15 protein-coding genes are annotated in these 18,599 nt (G+C 68.2%); 1 reads left to right on the top strand and 14 read right to left on the bottom strand.

Annotated features, from left to right (window positions below; genetic code table 11):
* Positions 1 to 8 precede the first annotated feature (8 nt).
* The 5 genes from BLS66_RS14850 to BLS66_RS14830 all read right to left on the bottom strand — a co-directional run bounded on the left by BLS66_RS14850 (position 9) and on the right by BLS66_RS14830 (position 5,202).
* Entirely contained in the window at positions 9 to 605 is a 597-nt protein-coding gene (locus tag BLS66_RS14850) for a DUF2242 domain-containing protein (protein WP_057494982.1), read from the bottom strand.
* Between the two features lie 191 nt (positions 606 to 796).
* Positions 797 to 2,974 carry a carboxy terminal-processing peptidase gene (locus tag BLS66_RS14845; protein ID WP_049467942.1) on the bottom strand — a complete coding sequence of 726 codons (2,178 nt, stop codon included), beginning with the start codon at positions 2,972 to 2,974 and terminating at the stop codon, positions 797 to 799.
* 223 nt (positions 2,975 to 3,197) lie between these two features.
* Positions 3,198 to 4,208: a lipoyl synthase gene (gene lipA / locus BLS66_RS14840; protein WP_049467944.1), complete on the bottom strand. Its 1,011-nt coding sequence runs from the start codon at positions 4,206 to 4,208 to the stop codon at positions 3,198 to 3,200.
* Between the two features lie 17 nt (positions 4,209 to 4,225).
* Positions 4,226 to 4,936, bottom strand: coding sequence for a lipoyl(octanoyl) transferase LipB (gene lipB, locus BLS66_RS14835; protein WP_049467946.1), 711 nt, complete (start codon positions 4,934 to 4,936; stop codon positions 4,226 to 4,228).
* Positions 4,924 to 5,202, bottom strand: coding sequence for a YbeD family protein (locus BLS66_RS14830; protein WP_049467948.1), 279 nt, complete (start codon positions 5,200 to 5,202; stop codon positions 4,924 to 4,926). Before BLS66_RS14830 ends, lipB begins: the two co-directional genes overlap by 13 nt.
* A 354-nt stretch (positions 5,203 to 5,556) precedes the next feature.
* On the opposite strand from BLS66_RS14830, the gene BLS66_RS14825 reads away from it, so the two are divergent.
* Complete coding sequence (locus tag BLS66_RS14825; protein ID WP_080355554.1) at positions 5,557 to 6,615, top strand: lipid A deacylase LpxR family protein; 1,059 nt, start codon at positions 5,557 to 5,559, stop codon at positions 6,613 to 6,615.
* Positions 6,616 to 6,839: 224 nt separating this feature from the next.
* On the opposite strand, the gene BLS66_RS14820 is transcribed toward BLS66_RS14825, so the two are convergent.
* The 9 genes from BLS66_RS14820 to BLS66_RS14780 form a co-directional block, all read right to left on the bottom strand.
* On the bottom strand, positions 6,840 to 8,054 hold the full coding sequence (locus BLS66_RS14820; RefSeq protein WP_074726183.1) for a D-alanyl-D-alanine carboxypeptidase family protein: 1,215 nt from the start codon (positions 8,052 to 8,054) through the stop codon (positions 6,840 to 6,842).
* 100 nt (positions 8,055 to 8,154) lie between these two features.
* Positions 8,155 to 9,426: a septal ring lytic transglycosylase RlpA family protein gene (locus BLS66_RS14815; RefSeq protein ID WP_057494980.1), complete on the bottom strand. Its 1,272-nt coding sequence runs from the start codon at positions 9,424 to 9,426 to the stop codon at positions 8,155 to 8,157.
* Positions 9,423 to 10,568, bottom strand: coding sequence for a lytic murein transglycosylase B (gene mltB, locus BLS66_RS14810; RefSeq protein ID WP_049468725.1), 1,146 nt, complete (start codon positions 10,566 to 10,568; stop codon positions 9,423 to 9,425). The genes BLS66_RS14815 and mltB overlap by 4 nt, the downstream gene beginning before the upstream one ends.
* Positions 10,569 to 11,572: 1,004 nt before the next feature.
* Positions 11,573 to 12,667, bottom strand: coding sequence for a rod shape-determining protein RodA (gene rodA / locus BLS66_RS14805; protein WP_208596526.1), 1,095 nt, complete (start codon positions 12,665 to 12,667; stop codon positions 11,573 to 11,575).
* A 60-nt stretch (positions 12,668 to 12,727) separates the two neighbouring features.
* Positions 12,728 to 13,840, bottom strand: a complete 1,113-nt coding sequence (gene rodA, locus BLS66_RS14800; RefSeq protein WP_057494977.1) for a rod shape-determining protein RodA — start codon at positions 13,838 to 13,840, stop codon at positions 12,728 to 12,730.
* Positions 13,837 to 15,912 carry a penicillin-binding protein 2 gene (gene mrdA, locus BLS66_RS14795; RefSeq protein ID WP_049470241.1) on the bottom strand — a complete coding sequence of 692 codons (2,076 nt, stop codon included), beginning with the start codon at positions 15,910 to 15,912 and terminating at the stop codon, positions 13,837 to 13,839. The genes rodA (BLS66_RS14800) and mrdA overlap by 4 nt, the downstream gene beginning before the upstream one ends.
* A gap of 3 nt (positions 15,913 to 15,915) precedes the next feature.
* Positions 15,916 to 16,401, bottom strand: coding sequence for a rod shape-determining protein MreD (gene mreD / locus BLS66_RS14790; RefSeq protein ID WP_049470244.1), 486 nt, complete (start codon positions 16,399 to 16,401; stop codon positions 15,916 to 15,918).
* On the bottom strand, positions 16,398 to 17,411 hold the full coding sequence (gene mreC / locus BLS66_RS14785; RefSeq protein ID WP_064239209.1) for a rod shape-determining protein MreC: 1,014 nt from the start codon (positions 17,409 to 17,411) through the stop codon (positions 16,398 to 16,400). Before mreC ends, mreD begins: the two co-directional genes overlap by 4 nt.
* Before the next feature lie 121 nt (positions 17,412 to 17,532).
* Complete coding sequence (locus BLS66_RS14780; protein WP_005419402.1) at positions 17,533 to 18,579, bottom strand: rod shape-determining protein; 1,047 nt, start codon at positions 18,577 to 18,579, stop codon at positions 17,533 to 17,535.
* Positions 18,580 to 18,599 lie beyond the last annotated feature (20 nt).

The raw sequence follows: 18,599 nt of genomic DNA, 5'->3' as shown, positions 1-18,599 counted from the left end.
GCGCACGCTCAGCCCTGGTCCGTCGCCGCCGGTGCGGGTTCCGGCGCTGTGGCCGGTGATGGCGATGGCGAAGACGCGCCCGCTGCAGCGGGAAGGTACTGCTGCAGGCGCTGGAAGAAGCGGCGATAGAACTCGGCATCGGTGACCGTGCTGCTGGCCACCTTCACCAGCGAGTCGTCGTTGCTGCCGAACGGCAGCGACACCGAGCCCAATGCGCCCACGCCGACACTGGCCGACGTCGGGCTCTTCTTCAGCGCGTAACGGTCCTGCACCGCGCTGACAAACACCAGCGCCTGGCCGCCACGCGGCGCACACGAGATGCGCAGCACCAGCTGCTCATGATCGTCCTCGCGCGGCTGGAAGTTCTTGTTGCCTTCCACCTGGGCATCATCGGCACGGGCGATGGCATAGCCCTGGCTGAGCAGCGTGCGGCGCGCCGCCTCGCAGGCCTCCGCAGGGCGTCCCTCGACGGTACGCGAGAAGGTGTCGCCGGAGTCGAAGGACTCGCGCAGCACGGTGCTGTCGGCGGCGCGGCCACCACAGGCCGACAGGATCAGGGCGCTGGCACAGGCGACGGCAGCGCTGGAAAGACGGGAGGCCCGCATGGGTGCTCCTGCGAGGACGGTAGCAGCAAGGGTAGTCCCGCCGCCGTGTGCGGCAGGTCGACATCGCCGCCCATGTTGCTCCCGGTTCATGCGTCGGCAGCGCCACGGACGCGGGTCCTCAAACAGACGGGACCCCAGACAGAAAGGGGCCGGCAATGCCGGCCCCTCGGGGATCGCGTGGGACGCCCGGTTCAGTCCGCCCAGCGACCCGCGCCGGTGGACTGCGGCAGCACCTGTGCCGACAGCGGGCGGTCGTTGGCCAGCAGGTTCACCGCGTCGGCCAGGATCGACGCCGACTCGCGCAGCAGCGGGTCCGGGCGCTTCTCGGCAGCCTTCTCGCGCGCCGCATCCTTGACGATGTCACGCTCGTTGCCGGTCAGGCCATCATCGCTGCTGTCATCGGCCAGCGGGTCCAGGGCCAGGCCCAGTGCCTTGCGCTGCACCTGGCGCTCCTTGCGCTGGGCATCCTGGCGCTCACGCTCGGCGCGGCGGGTGGCCTCGTTGAGCGAGATGTACTTCTTGGCCGCCTCGGCACGGAACTGCTCCACGTCCTCGTTCCACCACTGGAATTCCTTGTCGGTCGCGATGCGCGCGTCATGACGGGTTTCCAGCTTCGGCAGCAGCGGCGCGAAGTTGCCGTACTGGGTATGCGGCACGGCCGCGATGCGGGTCCACGGCAGTGCGTTGTCGTAGGTGCTTTCGCCGAACTCGGTGGCATCGACGCTGGCCGGGAACGCCAGGTCCGGCACCACCCCCTTGTGCTGGGTGCTGCTGCCGCTGATGCGGAAGAACTGGGCGATGGTCAGCTTGACCTGGCCGAAGCGCTGGGTTTCGCCGCTCGGCCAGCGATCGAGGTCGACGATGTTCTGCACGGTGCCCTTGCCGAAGCTGGTTTCACCGATCACCAGGCCACGGCCGTAGTCCTGGATGGCACCGGCGAAGATCTCCGAAGCCGAGGCCGAACCGCGGTTGATCAGCACCGCCAGCGGGCCGTCCCACGCCACGCCCTGGTTGCGGTCGCTGTTGACGGTGACGCGTCCGCCGGACTCGCGCACCTGCACCACCGGGCCCTGTTCAATGAACAGGCCGGTCAGTTCGATCGCTTCATCCAGCGAGCCGCCCCCGTTGTTGCGCAGGTCCAGCACCACGCCGTCCAGCTTGTCGTTCTTGAAGCCGGCCAGCAGCTTGGCCACGTCGCGGGTAGCCGAGGCGTAGTCGGCGGCATTGCGGCGACGGCCTTCAAAGTCCTGGTAGAAGGTCGGCAGCTTGATCACGCCGATCCTGCGCGCCGGTTCGCCGTTGGCGGCCGGGATGCTCATGGTCTCGCCCTTGGCGGCCTGTTCGGCCAGGCGCACCTTCTGGCGGGTCAGCACCAGCGTGTGGTGCTTGCCGTCCACGCCCTCGGCGGCCGGGATGAACTCCAGCTTGACCTGGGTATCCTTGGCACCGCGGATCTTGGCCACGACGTCGTCGATGCGCCAGCCGATCACGTCCTCGACCGGCCCGGACTTGCCCTGGCCCACGCCGACGATGCGGTCGCCCGGTTTCAGGGTGCCGTCCACTGCGGCCGGACCACCGGCGATGATCTCGCGGATCACCACCATGTCGTCCTGCCGCTGCAGCTGCGCACCGATGCCTTCCAGCGACAGCGACATCGCCTGGTTGAAGTTCTCGGCGGTGCGCGGGGTGAAGTAGTCGGTGTGCGGATCGACAGCGCTGGTGTAGGCGTTCATGAAGAACTGGAAGACGTCCTCGCCCTTCAGCTCATTGACCGACTTTTCCAGCGTGGCATAGCGCTTGTCCAGCGTCTTGCGGATGTCATCGGGCTTCTTGCCGGCCAGTTTCAGGCGCAGCCAGTCATTCTTGACCGACTTGCGCCACAGCTCGTCCAGCTCGGCGCTGCTGGCCGCCCACGGCACCTTCTTGCGGTCGTACTCGAAGCGTTCGTCGGTGGTGAAGTCCGGCTCCTGCTTGAGCAGCTTGCGCGCATAGGCCACGCGTTCGCCGACCCGTTGCTTGTAGACCGCGAACACCTGGAACGCCGGCTCCAGCTCGCCACCACGGATGGCCGAGGAGATGTTGGCTTCGAACGGCGCGAAGCGCGCCACGTCGGCCTGGGTGAAGTACTGCTTGGCGCCGTCCAGCGTTTCCAGGTAGCGCTTGAACACGTCCTTGGAGGTGGCCTCGTCCAGCGCGCGCGGGCGATAGGCGTAGCGGCTGTCGGACAACAGGCCGTACACCAGCTTGGAGGTGGTCACCTGATCGGCGGTGGCCGCGGCGGGCAAGGCAGGCGAGTCGGCCTTGGCCGCCAGCGCCAGCGGCGCGACCAGCGCCAGGGCCATCAGGAATGCGGGGGCTTTGAATTTCATTGACGTGCTCGAAGGCGCCTTGCCAAGGGAGAGACTGCGGGGTGTTCAGACACCGCGACAGTGCCGAAAGTTGCCGGGTTTGTCACCCGGCCGCGCTCGGTGGAAAACCAGCCTAGCCGGGCCGGTGTAGCAAATTGTGAATGCAGGCGAAGGCGTGCGCGCGCCCACCAGGGTGGTGGTGGCATCCCTTGGCAGCGCCGGGCCATGTCCCGGCGGCAACCGCTTACCGGACGCCGGCGCCCTTGGCCTGGACGTCGGCGTGGTACGACGAGCGCACCATCGGGCCGGATGCCACATGGCTGAAGCCCAGCGCGTAGCCGTAGTCTTCCAGCGCCTTGTAGTCCTCGGGGGTCCAGTACTTCAGCACCGGGTGGTGATGCGCGGTCGGCTGCAGGTACTGGCCGATGGTGATCATGTCCACATCGTGCGCGCGCAGGTCACGCATCGTGGCCTTGATCTGTTCGAAGTCTTCGCCCAGGCCCAGCATGATGCCGCTCTTGGTCGGCACGTCCGGGTGCTGCGCCTTGAAGTTCTTCAGCAGGTTCAGCGACCACTGGTAGTCCGCACCCGGGCGCACGTTGCGGTACAGGTCCGGCACGGTCTCGATGTTGTGGTTGAACACATCCGGCGGATTCTGCGCCAGGATCTCCAGCGCACGTTCCATGCGGCCCTTGCCGCGGAAGTCCGGGGTCAGCACTTCGATGCGGGTACCCGGCGACTTTTCGCGGATGGCGGTGATGCAGTCGACGAAGTGCTGGGCACCGCCGTCGCGCAGGTCATCGCGGTCGACGCTGGTCACCACCACGTACTTCAGGCCCATGTCGGCCACGGTCTGGCCCAGGCTGGCCGGTTCGTTGGCATCCGGCGGCTTCGGGCGGCCGTGGGCGACGTCGCAGAACGAGCAGCGGCGGGTGCAGACCTCGCCGAGGATCATGAAGGTGGCGGTGCCGTGCCCGAAGCACTCATGGATATTCGGGCAGCTGGCTTCCTCGCAGACCGTCACCAGGCGGTTCTCGCGCAGCTTGGCCTTCAGGTTCTGCACCGCATTGCCCGAAGGAATGCGCACGCGGATCCACGACGGCTTGCGCAGCACCGGCGCATCGGCGAACTGCACCGGCGAACGGTTGATCTTGTCACCGCCCAGCTGCTTGACCCCGGCCTGCAACGGCGCGGCGGACGGAGAATCGCCCTGCACGATCTGCAGGGGAATGGAACGGGCGGTGGTTTCAGTCATGGCGGTTCCGGGGGCGGTCAGGCGGCCGCAGAAAGATCGGGCAGTTCGGGCGTGTGCTGCAGCAGCAGGCCGAACTGGCGGGCCAGGTGGTCCAGCAGCACCGGCTTGACGGCCTCCATGCCGGAGGGGCCGCCCAAGTCTACCACCGAGGTCACCTGCAACCCCTGATAGCCACAGGGGTTGATGCGGTGGAAGGGTTCCAGGTCCATGGCCACGTTGAAGGCCAGCCCATGGAAGGTGCAGCCGCGCCGCACGCGGATGCCGAGCGCGGCGATCTTGGCGCCACCGACGTAGACGCCCGGGGCGCCCTCGCGGCGTTCGGCACCGATGTTCCACTCGGCCAGCGTATCGATGAGGGCCTGCTCGATGCGGCACACGTAGTCGCGCACACCAATGCCCAGCCGCGGCAGGCGCAGCAGCGGATAGACCACGATCTGGCCGGGACCGTGATAGGTCACCTGGCCGCCGCGGTCCACGTGCAGCACGGGGATGTCGCCCGGCGCCAGCACATGCTCGTCCTTGCCGGCCTGGCCCAGGGTGAACACCGGATCGTGCTCGACCACCCACAGCTCGTCGGCATCGGCGTCGCTGCGCTGGTCGGTGAAGCGCTGCATGGCGCGCCACACCGGCTCATAGGCCTGGCGGCCAAGGTCACGCACCACCGCCGGACGCGGCGCGCGGTGTTCCGGGGCGGCCTCGGCCGGGCAGCTGTCGGCTACAGCGTCCACTTCACTTCCGGGTGGTCGCGCAGCGCCTGGTGGGCCAGGTCGTACTGTTCGCGGCTCTCTGCCTTGAACACGATGCGGACGGACACGTACTTGCCGTTGGACGAATGCTTCCAGCTGATGCGTTCGTTCACCACATCGATGCCGGCAGCCAGCAGCAGGCGGGGGAGCTCATGTTCCAGGCCGCGGTTGGCCGCGCCCATGGCGCTGAGCTCGAACTGGCCGGGGAACTGGAAGCCGTGGTCGGGGTTGTCGGACTTGATTTCCATGGGCCCATTATCGGGCCGCAGGGCAACAAACCCAAGAGTATTCATCAACATCAAAGGCGGTACCGGCGGCCTGCTGCGTTGCAGGTGGCACCCACACCGGCGCTGCCATGCCCAACGGCAGCTGACCGCGATTCCTGCGCCGGCGCAGGCCGCGACGCCGCGCCGCACGCCTGGCGCCGGCCTTCACGCGAGGCCCGCGGCGCCTGCGCGGGTAACAAATTGTGTCCGCTGGACAATGTTGTTTTCGGAACAGACAAGTGATCCGGACGCGCTCGTTCCGGCGCGCGGGCGCGAGTACCGTGGCGTTGCAGAAAACGACAGAAAACCATCCCCTTCCCCATGAGCATTCCACCCATGCATCGTGTCGCAGTCCTTGGGCTGGCCGGCCTGCTGGCCACTGCCCTCCCCCTTGCCGCACAGGCGGCTGAACAGTGTGGTCCGGACGCCATGCGCGACCACCCGCCCCAGGTCAATTTCCGCGTCGACAACGACCTGTTCGGTGGCCGCCACCAGGACCAGGGCTACACCAACGGCGCGCAGCTGACCCTGGTCTCGCCGAACCTGGTCGACTACACCGATGACCCCTGCCTGCCGCGCATGGCGCGCTGGGTGAACCAGTACCTGGAAGGCCTGCACCCGGGTCGGTTCGAACAGCAGAACATGATCTTCAGCATCGGCCAGGGCATCTTCACCCCCTCCGACCCGGCCCGCCGCGACCTGATCAAGGAGGACCGGCCGTATGCCGGCGTGCTGCTGGCCAGCTTCGGTTTCAATGCGCGCAGTGGCGACCGCCTGCAGACCACCCAGCTGGCGGTGGGCGTGGTCGGCCCCTGGGCACAGGGCAAGCAGGTGCAGGATGCGGTGCACGACCTTCTGGGCGACAAGAAGTTCGAGGGCTGGGACAACCAGCTGCACAACGAACCGGTGTTCATGCTGACCCACGAGCGCATGCGGCGCTGGCCGGCCGATGCCAGTGTCAACGCCGGCGGCTGGGGCTGGGATGCGATCAGCCACTACGGCGGTGCCATCGGCAATCTGGAGACCAAGGCCAATGCTGGTGGCGAGCTGCGTTTCGGCTGGAAGCTGCCCGACGATTTCGGCAGCACGCCGTTGCGCCCGGCGGGCGAGAACACGGCACCGACCCGCGGTGGCCGCCCCAGTGGCTGGTCCTGGCACCTGTTCGTGACCACCGACGCGGCCTGGATGATCCGAGACATCACCCTTGACGGCAACACGTTCCGCAGCAGCCACAGCGTGGACAAGCGCCATGTGGTGGCACAGGGCGGCTACGGCATCGCGGTGATGCGCGGGCGCTGGAAATTCGCGATGGCGCGTTACCACAGCACCCGCGAGTTCGATGGCCAGCGCCAGTCACCCGTGTTCGGCAGCTTCACCATCAGCCGCGCGCTGTAGGCGGGCAGGCTGCCGGTAGTGCCGGCCGCTGGCCGGCTGCCGGCAGATCCGGATGGGTTGCTGCGGAGCCGGCCAGCGGCCGGCTCTACCCCCCGTCCCGGATGGGTTGCTGGGAGCCGGCCAGCGGCCGGCTCTACCCCCCCCGCGTGCGGGGGGAAGCGGCCTCCCGAAACAGAAAAGGCCGGCATTTGCCGGCCTTTTCGTTCACCACGCCGGGGCGTGGATCATTCCGATTCCCACCACATCCAGAAGCTGTCCCACAGGCGCTTGAAGAAACCGGCCTGTTCGACGGCGGCCACAGCCACCAGCGGCGCTTCGGCGATGACCTTGCCATCCAGCGTGACCTTCACGGTGCCGATCTGCTGGCCCGCGGTGAACGGTGCCTCCAGGGTCTTGGGCACGTCGATGCTCGGCTTCAGGTCGTTGTAGCGGCCGCGCGGCACGCTCACCAGCATCGGCTGGGCCACGCCCAGCTGCACCTTGTCGGTGGTGCCCTTCCAGACCTTGTGCTCGGCCACGGCCTTGCCCGGCTCGTACAGGCGATGGGTCTCGAAGAAGCGGAAGCCCCAGTTCAGCAGGGCCAGGCTGTCATCGGCACGCTGCTTTTCCGACGCACCGCCCAGCACCACGGCAATCAGGCGCTGGTCGCCACGCTGGGCCGAGCTCATCAGGCAGTAGCCGGCTTCGGAGGTGTGGCCGGTCTTGATGCCATCCACGCTGCCATCGCGCCACAGCAGCAGGTTGCGGTTCGGCTGCTTGATGTTGCCGACCTGGAATTCCTTGATCTTGTTGTACGCGTAGGTTTCCGGGTAATCACGCACCATCGCGCGGCCCAGCAGTGCCAGGTCGTAGGCGGTGCTGTGATGGCCTTCGGCGGTCAGGCCGTGGGCGTTGACGAAGTGCGAGTCCTTCATGCCGATCTTGGCGGCGTAGCTGTTCATCAGCGACGCGAAGGCTTCTTCGCTGCCGGCCACATGCTCGGCCAGGGCGATCGCGGCGTCATTGCCGGACTGGATCGCCATGCCCTTTTCCATGTCTTCCAGGCGTGCGGTCTGGTTGACCGGGAAGCCGCTGTAGCTGCCGTCGGTACCCGCGCCACCCTCGCGCCAGGCGCGCTCGCTCATCATCACCTGGTCATCTGCACGGACCTTGCCGTTCTTGACCTCGGCGGCAACCACGTAGGACGTCATCACCTTGGTGATGCTGGCCGGGGCCAGCTGCTCGTGGATGTTCTCGCCGGCCAGCACCTGGCCGGTGGCGTAGTCCATCAGGACCCAGGCCTTGGACACGCTCGGCGCCGGGGCCGGCGGGGTCGCGACGGTGGCCGGGGCAGCGGCGGCAGGCGCCGGGGTGGCCGGGGTCGGCAGCGGCGTCTGGGCGGAAGCCAGGCCCACCACCAGGGTGGCGGCCAGGGCGGTGGCGGCGGAACGGAAATTCATTGGACAGCAGGCTCCAGGGGACGGCCAGGAATGGAGGGTGGAACGAAGCGGCCATTGTAAGGCCGGGCGAGCCTGGGCCGGCAGCACCAGCCCGGGCGGATCAATCCTTGACGATCTGCGGCGAACCCAGGCCCAGACCGGCGATGCGGCCGACAAGTTCCGCGGCACTGGCATGGTCGCTGGCGGGAACGCGCAGGCGGAACAGGGTACGGCCACCGGCGGCGATGTCGCTGATGGTCGCGCCGACAATGCCGGCCGCGTTGAGCTGGCCCATCGCGCGGTTGGCATTGTCGCGGCTGGAGAAGCTGGCGACCTGCACCATCACCGCGCCGACCACCTGCTGCGACAGGCTGGGGGCTGCTGCGGTGGCGGGCACCGTACGCACTGCAGCCGGCGCGACCGCGCGCGGTGCGGCGCTGGCGACTGCCACCGGCGCCGTTGTGGTGCTGCGCACCGGCGGTGCGCTCGGCGGCAGGCTGCTGACCGCCACGTCCGGCACCGCGCTGGCCACGCCCTGGGTGGTGGCCGGCTGGCCACGCGCAGGCGTGGCGTCGGCCGGCAGGCGCTTGACCAGGCGATCGATGTCGCTGTCGGCGGTGGCACGCGCGGCCGGTACCGGGCGCGCCCCGGCCACCGCGACCGCGGTTTCGGCGGCACGGCGCTCGCGGCGCGACGGCTTCTGCGCCAGCAGGTTGCTCTCGCCCGGCTGCAGCGCACGCACTTCCACGTTGCCGGTGCCGCGCTGGGTGATGCCCAGGCGCACTGCGGCGGCATAACTGAGATCGACCACGCGGCCGTCATGGAACGGGCCACGGTCGTTGACGCGCACGATGACCGATTCGCCGTTGTCCAGGTTGGTGACGCGGGCGAAGCTGGGCAGCGGCAGTGTCTTGTGCGCGGCGGTGAACTGGTACATGTCGTAGACCTCGCGGTTGGAGGTCAGGCGGCCATGGAACTTGGCGCCGTAGTACGACGCCGTGCCGCGCTCGACATAGTTGCGGGTGTCGTCGAGCACCTTGTACGACTTGCCCAGCACCACGTAGGGCGATTTGTTGCCGATCGCCGAACGCTCTTCGGCGGTCACTTCCGGCTCGGGAATGCAGGCGACGTTGGGAATGTAGTCCGGGGTGCTGTCACGCACGCCGGGTCTGTACAGGCCGCCGGCGGTGTAGTTGCCGCGCGTGTTCGGGTCTTCCTTGGCCGCCGCATACGGCGAGCCCTCCGGGCAATGTGCCGGGCGCGCGCCGCGGCCCTGCACCACCGTGCCGCTGGGTTTGCCACCGTGGCCGGCCGTGGCCGGCTTCTTCGGCGCGCTGCTGCAGGCGGCCAGCGCGAAGACGATCAAGCTCGGGACCAGCCATCTGATGTTCATGCCGGGGGCAGCTCCTGTCCGGCGATGGCCTGGGACAACTGGAACACGGCCATCGCGTACATCTTCGAGAGGTTGTAGCGGGTGATCGCGTAGTAGTTCTGGAAGCCCAGCCAGTACTGCTTGCCCGTGCTGCCTTCCAGCGTGATCGGCGTGGCCGTGGCGCCCGGCTGCACCGGTGCGCTGGGCTGGTAGCCGCGCTGCGCCAGATCGGCCAGCGACCAGGTCGGCATCCACTCGGTCGGGTTGAATTCCTCGCGCCCCGGGGCCAGCGTGGCCGGTACGGCCACCTGGCCACCCCGGACCCAGCCGCCCTTCTTCACGAAGTAGTTGGCGATGGACGAGAACACATCGTCATAGCTGGTGAACAGGTCACGACGGCCATCGCCATTGCCGTCCACGGCGTAATCCAGGTAGCTGGACGGCATGAACTGGCCCATGCCCATCGCACCGGCATAGCTGCCCTTGAGCGTGGTGATGTCCAGCTTCTCCTCGCGGCCCAGCTCGAACAGCTTGGCCAGTTCGTCGCGGAAGAACAGCTCGCGGCGCACTTCGCGTTCCAGCTTGGCCGGGTCGCCACTGCGCGGGTAATAGAACGCCAGCGTGTACAGCGCATCGAGCACGCGGTGGTTGCCGGCATTCCTGCCATAGCTGGTTTCCACGCCGATGATCGCCACGATCACTTCGGCCGGCACGCCGGTGCGCTGCTGCACGCGATCCAGTTCGGCGCGGTGTTCGGCCAGGAACGCGCGGCCGCCATCGATGCGCGCCTTGCTGATGAACATCGGCCGGTATTCATTCCACGGCTTGACCCGTTCGGCCGGGCGCGACATCGCGGCGATGATCGGTTGGCGCACCTGTGCCTGGTCGAGCACGCTGCGGATCTGCTCCGGCTTCAGGCCATAGCGCTTGGCGGTATCGGCGATGAAGCGGTCCCGCGCGACCTCGAACGGGACCGGGGTGAGATCGACTGGCGGCGCGGTGGCGGCGGTGGCTTCAGGCGCGGCCTCGGCCGGGCCATGGGCCTTGGCGGCGGGCTGGCGCGGCGTGCTGCTGGCCTGGGGCGAAGACGGTGGGGACTTCGGCTGGGTCGCGCAGGCGACCAGGCCGAGGGTGAGCATGCAGGCCAGAGTGCGTCGAATCATCGTCGCAGGTTAGCAGGTCATGGATGAATTAAAACCCCTAACACCATGAATCACAACGATTTGCCCGCGTTCAGCGGGAAATGTGAAGACGTCGTGATCGGGCTTCCCCATTCAGTGAGAGGTTGCCGGTTGCGTCCCCATCCCCGCAGACGCAACCGGCGACCGGATCCGGTCGGTACCTGCGCGGCTGCCGCTCCCCAGTGGCAGTACCCCGCGCTCCCTGTACCCGTTGGATCAGTACTGCTTCCCGCCCGACGCCCCCTCGCGCTGCAACGATTGACGGCGCGCCGTGCCGAACGGGCCGCCATTGTGCAGGCCGATTACGACAAGTCCATTGATCAAGATCAACGCGGTGTAAAAGTGTGAACCAGCTAACGTTTTTTGCGGACTTTGGTCGGTGGGTGTATTGCTTCGCATTGTTGTGAGAACGCTTCCACAACAGGCACTGCGCAGCGTCAGAGAGTTTCCAGCCAACGGCGCAGCCCCTCGTGGGTGGAGTCTGGGTGGTCGCAGAAAGCCGGATTGCTGAGGGCTGGCCGGGTGGGTGGGCAGTGCGGGGACGCCGTGAACCCATCCATGGGGGCTTGGCCGCGGCATCCATGCCGCGGACACCCCGCACTGCCCACCCACCCGGCCGCTGACAGTTGTCGGGCGCGTTCACCCACGGAGAAGAAAAGAGAAGATCAAAAGCAAAAGCGGTTTGGCGGGTCGCTTCATTGCCTTGTGTGGAGCCGAGCCATGCTCGGCTCACGAGCAAGCGCAGCGCCGCGACCCGCTTTTGATTTTCTCTTGCTTCTCCGTGGGTGGCAGACCGCCAAAATCTGTCAGAGGGCGGTCGGGTTGGGTACGCGGGGGTGTCAGCCGCATGGATGCGGCTGCCAAGCCTCCAGGGACGGATTCACGGCGTCCCCCGCGTACCCAACCCGACCGGCCTACCCGCGGCTTCTGCTTTCCGCGACCACCCAGACTCCACCCACGAGGGGCTGCGCCGTTGGCTGGAAGCGCTATCCCCCGTGCACGGGCCGGTGCCCACGCACCGCCATCACCAACCCGATGCCGGCCAACAGCGAAACCGCCGAGGTCCCGCCGTAACTGATCAGCGGCATCGGAATGCCCACCACCGGCAGCAGGCCGGAAATCATTCCACCGTTCACCAGCACGTAGACGAAGAAGGCCAGGCCCAGGCTGCCGGCCAGCAACCGCGCATGCGTGTCGCGCGCGTGCACCGCAATCCACAGGCAACGCCCCACCACGAACAGATACAGCGCGAACAGCGTCGCCACGCCGACCCAGCCGAACTCTTCGGCCAGCACCGAAAACGCGAAGTCGGTGGTGTATTCGGGCAGGAAATCCAGCGTGGCCTGGGTGCCCTGCCCCCAACCGCGTCCCTGCCATCCCCCGGAGCCGATCGCGATGCGCGACTGCAGGATGTTCCAGCCGGTGCCCAGGGGGTCGGCCGCCGGATCGAGGAAGGTCAACACGCGGTCCTTCTGGTATTGCCGCAACAGCCCGAACCACGCCAGCGGCGCGGCCACTGCCAGCCCCGCCGCACCGGTCGCCACCCAGCCCCAGTGCAGGCCTGCCAGCAACAACGCGAACACGCCGCTGGCGGTGACCAGCGTGGCGGTGCCGAGGTTGGGCTGCATCAGGATCAGCAGCGCCGGCGCGCCGATCAGCACCGCGGCGATCAGTACCGTGCGTGGCGACGGCGGCAGCGGTTGCCGGTGCAGGTACCAGGCCATCATCAGCGGCAGGCTGAGCTTGAGCAGCTCCGACGGCTGCAGGTAGAACACGCCGAGGTTCAGCCAGCGCTGCCCGTATTTGCCGGTACCGATCACGTACACCGCCATCAGCGGCAGCATCGACAACGCATACAACGCCGGTGTCCACGCGCGCAGGCGCAGCAGCGAAACACGCGACAGCAGCCACATGGCCAGCAGTCCACCGGCAAAGCGCGCCGCCTGTCCGGCCACCGGCCCGGACACACTGTGCAGCACCGCCAGGCCCGCGCCCATCAGGATCAGCAATGCGATCAGCAACGGCAGATCGATCGTGCGCACTGCCTCACGGCAGCCGCCAAGCAGTCGTTTCCATTCCACGCGCAGCACGCTAGCAACGGGCGCTTGCGTGAAGCTGTCAGGGTGTTTTCGCTCCCGGACTCAGCCGTAGCCGCCGTGCACCGGGTTGTGGCTGCGCACCGCCATCACCAGCCCGAAGCCAGCCAGCAGCGACACCGCCGAGGTACCGCCGTAGCTGATCAGCGGCATCGGCACGCCCACCACCGGCAGCAGGCCGGAAATCATCCCGCCGTTGACCAGCACGTAAACGAAGAACGCCAGGCCAGTGGCACCGGCCAGCAGGCGCGAATAGGAATCGCGCGATTGGCTGGCAATCCACAGGCAACGCCCGATCACCAACAGGTACAGCGCCAGCACAGTGGCCACGCCGATCCAGCCGAACTCCTCGCTCAGCACCGAGAACGCGAAGTCGGTGGTCTGCTCGGGAATGAAGTTCAGGTGCGACTGCGAGCCCTCGCCCCAGCCCTTGCCGTCGAAGCCACCGGAACCGATCGCGATCTTCGACTGGATGATGTTCCAGCCGGCGCCCAGCGCATCCATCTCCGGGTCCAGGAACATCATGATGCGGTCCTTCTGGTACGGCCGCAGCAGCCAGAACCACGCCACCGGCGCGACTGCGGCCACGCCGCCCACGCCCAGGCCCACCCACCACCACGGCAGGCCCGCCAGCAGCAGCACGAACACGCCACTGGCGGCGATCAGCACGCCGGTACCGAAGTCCGGCTGCAGCATCACCAGGCCGGTGGGCACGCCGATGATGACCAGCGCGGTCAGCACCGTGCTGAAGCGCGGCGGCAGCGGCATCCTGTGCAGGTACCAGGCCACCATCATCGGCAGGCTGACCTTCAGCAGCTCGGCCGGCTGCAGGTAGAAGAACTTCAGGTCCAGCCACTGCCGGCCGTACTTGCCGGTGCCCAGCACGAACACCGCCAGCAACGGGATCATCGAGATCGCGTAGATCATCGGCGTGGCCGAGCGGATGCGCAGGATCGAGACCCGCGAGATGCCCCACAGCGCGGCCATGCCCACGGCGAAGCGCGCGCCCTGGGCCATCACCAGGCTGTCGCCACCGGCGCTCTTCAGGGTGGCCAGGCCGATCAGCATCAGCGCGCCCAGCGCCAGGCACAGCACCCAGTCCAGGGTGCTGAAGAAGCGGCGCAGCATGTCGCCGGCCCAGCGCAGGAAGACGCTCATCGTGCAGGCTCCGCGTGGGTCGGGCGTGGCGTGGCCGGCAGCGCGGCCGCCGCCGGTGCATCCGGTTGCGGTGCGGGCGCGGGCGCCGGCGCGGGCACGCCGATCAGCACCGGATGGTCCCCGAGCTGCGCGGCGGCAAGGTCGCCTGCCTGGCGCGCGCCCGCGTCCTCGTTGTCGAACGCGGTGGCGCCGATGGCCGTGGTGCCGCGCTCGCTGTCCAGCGGCTGCATGCCCTCCGGCATCTTGCCCAGCAGGTAGGCATCGAACACCTTGCGTGCGATCGGTGCGGCGGCCGAGCCGCCGTAGCCGCCGCCTTCCACCGCCACCGCAATCGCGATCACCGGGTTCTCGACCGGCGCGAAACCCACGAACAACGCGCGGTGGCGCAGGTGCATCGGCAGGCTCTTCGGATTCACCGCAGCGGTGCCCTTGCGGCTGATGACCTGCGCGGTGCCGGTCTTGCCGGCCATCACGTACGGCGCACCCACCGCCACGCGCCAACCACTGCCGCCAGGCCGCATGGTCGCCATCATGCCCTCGCGCACGGCCTGCACGTTGTTGGGGTTGGGACTGATCGGCTTGCTTTCGCCGGCCGGCATGGCCGTCCAGTCACTGTCGAATCCTTCGCGCTGCTGGATCACCAGGTGCGGGGTGCGCAGCTGGCCATCGGCCAGCGCGCTGACGCCGCGCGCCAGCTGCAGCGGGGTCACCTTCCAGTCGCCCTGGCCGATGCTGATGTTGACCGTGTCGCCCGGGAACCAGGCTTCCTTGCGGGTCTTCCGCTTGTAGGCCGGCGACGGCAGGATGCCGCCGATTTCGCCGGTGAGGTCGATGCCGGTCGGCTGGCCGAAGCCGTAGTACTCCATGTAATGGTCGAAGCGCTCGATGCCCAGGTCCAGCGCCAGCTTGTAGTAATAGGTGTTGACCGACTCGGCGATGGACTTGCGCAGGTCGGTCCAGCCGTGGCCGCCACGATGCGCATCACCCCAGCCACGGGAAGTGCCGGGCAGGTAGAACATGCCGGTGGACAGCACCTTGTCTTCCGGGCGGCGCACGCCCGAATCCAGGCCGGCCAGGCCGATCAGCGGCTTCAGCGTGGAACCGGGGGCAACGCCACCGAGCACCAGGCGGTTGAACTGCGGCCGCGACGGGTTTTCGTTCAATGCCTTGAAGTCGGCATGGGAAATGCCGTTGACGAACAGGTTCGGATCGTAGGACGGCAGGCTGACCATCGCCAGCACTTCGCCGGTGCGCGGGTCCATGGCCACCGCCGAGCCTTCCTGGTCGCCGAAGGCAGCGACCATGGCGCGCTGCAGGTCGGCGTCGATCGACAACCGCAGATCGGCACCGGACTGCGCGGCAACGCGGCCGATGGTGCGGATCGCGCGGCCCTGCACATTGGTCTCGACCTGTTCGTAGCCGACCCGGCCACGCAGCTGCTGCTCGTAATAGCGCTCCAGCCCGGATTTGCCGATGTGCGTCAGCGCGGCATTGCCTTCGCCGAGGATCTCCAGATCCTTGTCATCGACGCGACCGACGTAGCCGATGATGTGCGCGAACAGATCGCCATACGGATAGCGCCGGGTCAGGTAGGGTTCCAGCTCGACCCCCGGGAACCGCCAGCGGTCAACGGCAAAGCGCGCCATCTCCTCGTCGCTCATGCGCAGCTTCAGCGTGACCGGCAGGAACTTGCGGCGCGCCTTGCGCGACTTGTTGAACGCTTCCAGCTCTTCCGGGCTGATGCTGATGATCTTCGCCAGCCCTTCCAGGGTGGCGTCCATGTCCTTGACCTTGTCCGGGGTGACGTCCAGGCGGAACGCCGGCACGTTCTCGGCCAGCAGGCGGCCGTTGCGGTCGTAGATCATGCCGCGCCCGGGCACCACCGGCCGCGGCTTGATGCGGTTGGCTTCCGAGCGCGTAGCGTAGACATCGTGGTCCAGCACCTGCAGCTTGAAGTACCAGCCGCCCAGGCCCAGCAGGCAGACCAGCACGCCCAGGAAGCCGAGCGCCGCGCGACGGCGGAACTGCTCGGCTTCGGCGTGCGGATTCTTGACCTGGCGGCGCGGAATCATGGCTCAGCGCCCGCGCTTGCCGAAGCGCACCGCGTCCAGCAGCACGAACACCAGCGGCCACAGGCCCATGCCCAGCAGCGGCGCCCACCAGTACGACCACGGCAGGGTCGGTTCGCCCACCAGGATGTGCACCAGCGCGCTGACGATGCGGTCGTTGAACAGCAGGCCACCGATGGCCAGCATCTGCTGCGACATCGGGAAGAAGCGGATGCGGGCGCGGAAGCGCTGCAGGATGAAGGCCAGCATCACCAGCCGCAGCGCCTGTTCGCCGAGGACACCGCCGTACAGCAGGTCGGCGACCACGCCGCTGGCGAAGGCGATGCCCAGGCCGACGCGCTCGGGCGCTTCGATGACCCAGTACGCCAGCACCAGCGCCAGCCAGTACGGGCGCAGCGGCTGCAGCAGCGCCGGCAACGGCAGCAGGCCCAGCAGCAGCGCCACCACCAGGCTGGCCGGCAGCACCCACGGGTTGTCGCGCAGGCGGCTCATCGCTGCGCCTCCGGCGCGGTCGGTTGCCGGCCAGCGGCCGGCACTACCGGGGCGCTGACCGGAGCTGGCGTCGTTGCCGCTGGCGCGGTCCCCACAGGCACGGTGGCGCCGGTGGCCGGGCCACCCGGGGCGGTTTCTTCCAGCTGCAGGCGCAGCTCCGGCGGAATGCGGATTGCCGCGCCCGGGCGCAGCAGCAGCACGTCGCGGCCGCGGTCGAGCTGCGCCGCCGGCTTCAGTTCGCCGACCAGGAACGCATGGGTGTCGTCCGGGCGCAGGCCGGTGATGGTGCCGACCGGGAAGCCGGCCGGGAAACGCCCGCCAAGACCGGAGGTAACGATCTCATCGCCCACTTCCACCCCGGCGCTGAGCGGAATATCGCGCAGCTCCAGCGTGTCGCCGCGGCCGTAGACGATCAGGCGCACGCCGTTGCGGGCCACGGTGACCGGCACCGCGTGGTCGGGATCGGTCAGCAGCAGCACGGTGGAGGTGCCGCCGGTCACGCTGATCACCTGCCCCATCAGGCCGCCGGCGTCGATCACGGCCTGGCCGACGTGCACGCCTTCGCGGGCGCCAGCGTCGAGCACCAGGCGCTGCTTCACCGGGTCCAGGTCGATGTCCAGGATCGGCGCCAGCTGCACGTCCAGGCCGCTGCGCTCGGCCACGTTCAGCAGTTCGCGCAGCTGCGCGTTGTCCAGCGCGGCGGTCTGCAGGCGGGTCAGGCGCGCGTTGGCCAGCAGCAGCTGGTTGCGCAGTTCGCGGTTCTCGGCGACCAGCTGGGTATGGCTGGCGGCGGAATCCTTGACCTGGTTGCCGAGCTTGCCGGGCAGGCCGGCCAGGGCCCACACCGGCTGCACCAGGCTGTTGGCCTGCTCGCGCAGGCGCGCCAGCCAGCCGGCCTGGTCATCGAGCACGATCAGGGTGATGGCCAACGCGAGATAGGCCAGCAACCGCAGGGGGCTGGCGGCATCACCGGATCGGGAGGCGACGGGAGGACCGGCGTAGGGCGGCACGGCAACGATTCAACTGGCAGAAGGCGGAAGGGAAACACGCGGACGCCCCGCCGGTGCCGGCCCGCCTTCACGGCGGGCCGCACCCCGGAAGGGCGCGGCGGGCAGGAACGGCCGGGACGGCTTATTCCGGCGCAAAGAACTCGTTGCCGTGCATGTCCACCAGCTCCAGCGCACGACCGCCGCCGCGGGCCACGCAGGTCAGCGGATCGTCGGCCACCTGCACGTGCAGGCCGGTTTCCTCGGAAATCAGGCGATCCAGGTCGCGCAGCAGGGCGCCACCACCGGTCAGCACGATGCCGCGCTCGGCGACGTCGGCGCACAGTTCCGGCGGGGTCTGCTCCAGCGCCAGCTTGACCGCGCTGACGATGCCCGACAGCGGTTCGTGCAGGGCCTCGAGTACCTCGTTGGAGCTGATCTTGATCATCTTCGGCACGCCCTCGGCGAGGTTGCGGCCGGAGATTTCCATCTCGATCACTTCCGCCTGCGGGTAGGCGCAGCCCAGCTCGACCTTGATGCGCTCGGCGGTGGCTTCACCGATCAGCATGCCGTGGTTGCGGCGCACGTAGTTGGTGATCGACTCGTCGAAGCGGTCGCCGCCGATGCGGACCGAGGCCGAATAGACGATGCCGTTGAGCGAGATCACTGCCACTTCGGTGGTGCCGCCGCCGATGTCGATGACCATCGAGCCACGGGCCTCGGTGACCGGCATGCCGGCGCCGATCGCGGCGGCCATCGGCTCTTCGATCAGGAACACGTCACGGGCACCGGCTTCCTCGGCCGATTCCTTGATCGCGCGGCGCTCGACCTGGGTCGAACCGGCCGGCACGCAGACCAGCACGCGCGGGCTCGGGCGCAGCACGCGCGACTTGTGCACCTTCTTGATGAAGTGCTTGAGCATCGCCTCGGTGTAGGTGAAGTCGGCGATGACGCCGTCCTTCATCGGGCGGATGGTGGTGATGTGGCCCGGGGTACGGCCGAGCATCTGCTTGGCCTCGGCGCCCACGGCTGCCACCGAGCGGGTGCCACCGATGGCACGGTCCTGGCGCACGGCCACGACCGACGGCTCGTTCAGCACGATCCCCTGCCCGCGCACGTAGATGAGGGTGTTGGCCGTGCCCAGGTCGATGGACAGGTCGTTGGAGAACATGCCACGGAGTTTCTTGAACATCTGAGGAAGGAGTCCTGAGG

This window comes from Stenotrophomonas pavanii (genome assembly GCF_900101175.1).
In the GTDB taxonomy this organism is placed as follows: domain Bacteria; phylum Pseudomonadota; class Gammaproteobacteria; order Xanthomonadales; family Xanthomonadaceae; genus Stenotrophomonas; species Stenotrophomonas pavanii.
This window is presented reverse-complemented; position numbering and strand designations above follow the sequence as displayed.

What these genes read in the sequence shown, in the direction of transcription:
- rodA (WP_057494977.1), bottom strand. Translation starts at nt 13,840, where the DNA reads ATGAGCGTCTTCCTGCGCTGGGCCGGCGACATGCTGCGCCGCTTCTTC.
- BLS66_RS14820 (WP_074726183.1), bottom strand. Translation starts at nt 8,054, where the DNA reads ATGAATTTCCGTTCCGCCGCCACCGCCCTGGCCGCCACCCTGGTGGTG.
- mltB (WP_049468725.1), bottom strand. Translation starts at nt 10,568, where the DNA reads ATGATTCGACGCACTCTGGCCTGCATGCTCACCCTCGGCCTGGTCGCC.
- mrdA (WP_049470241.1), bottom strand. Translation starts at nt 15,912, where the DNA reads ATGATTCCGCGCCGCCAGGTCAAGAATCCGCACGCCGAAGCCGAGCAG.
- mreD (WP_049470244.1), bottom strand. Translation starts at nt 16,401, where the DNA reads ATGAGCCGCCTGCGCGACAACCCGTGGGTGCTGCCGGCCAGCCTGGTG.
- BLS66_RS14815 (WP_057494980.1), bottom strand. Translation starts at nt 9,426, where the DNA reads ATGAACATCAGATGGCTGGTCCCGAGCTTGATCGTCTTCGCGCTGGCC.
- BLS66_RS14850 (WP_057494982.1), bottom strand. Translation starts at nt 605, where the DNA reads ATGCGGGCCTCCCGTCTTTCCAGCGCTGCCGTCGCCTGTGCCAGCGCC.
- BLS66_RS14830 (WP_049467948.1), bottom strand. Translation starts at nt 5,202, where the DNA reads ATGGAAATCAAGTCCGACAACCCCGACCACGGCTTCCAGTTCCCCGGC.
- BLS66_RS14780 (WP_005419402.1), bottom strand. Translation starts at nt 18,579, where the DNA reads ATGTTCAAGAAACTCCGTGGCATGTTCTCCAACGACCTGTCCATCGAC.
- BLS66_RS14825 (WP_080355554.1), top strand. Translation starts at nt 5,557, where the DNA reads ATGCATCGTGTCGCAGTCCTTGGGCTGGCCGGCCTGCTGGCCACTGCC.
- BLS66_RS14845 (WP_049467942.1), bottom strand. Translation starts at nt 2,974, where the DNA reads ATGAAATTCAAAGCCCCCGCATTCCTGATGGCCCTGGCGCTGGTCGCG.
- lipA (WP_049467944.1), bottom strand. Translation starts at nt 4,208, where the DNA reads ATGACTGAAACCACCGCCCGTTCCATTCCCCTGCAGATCGTGCAGGGC.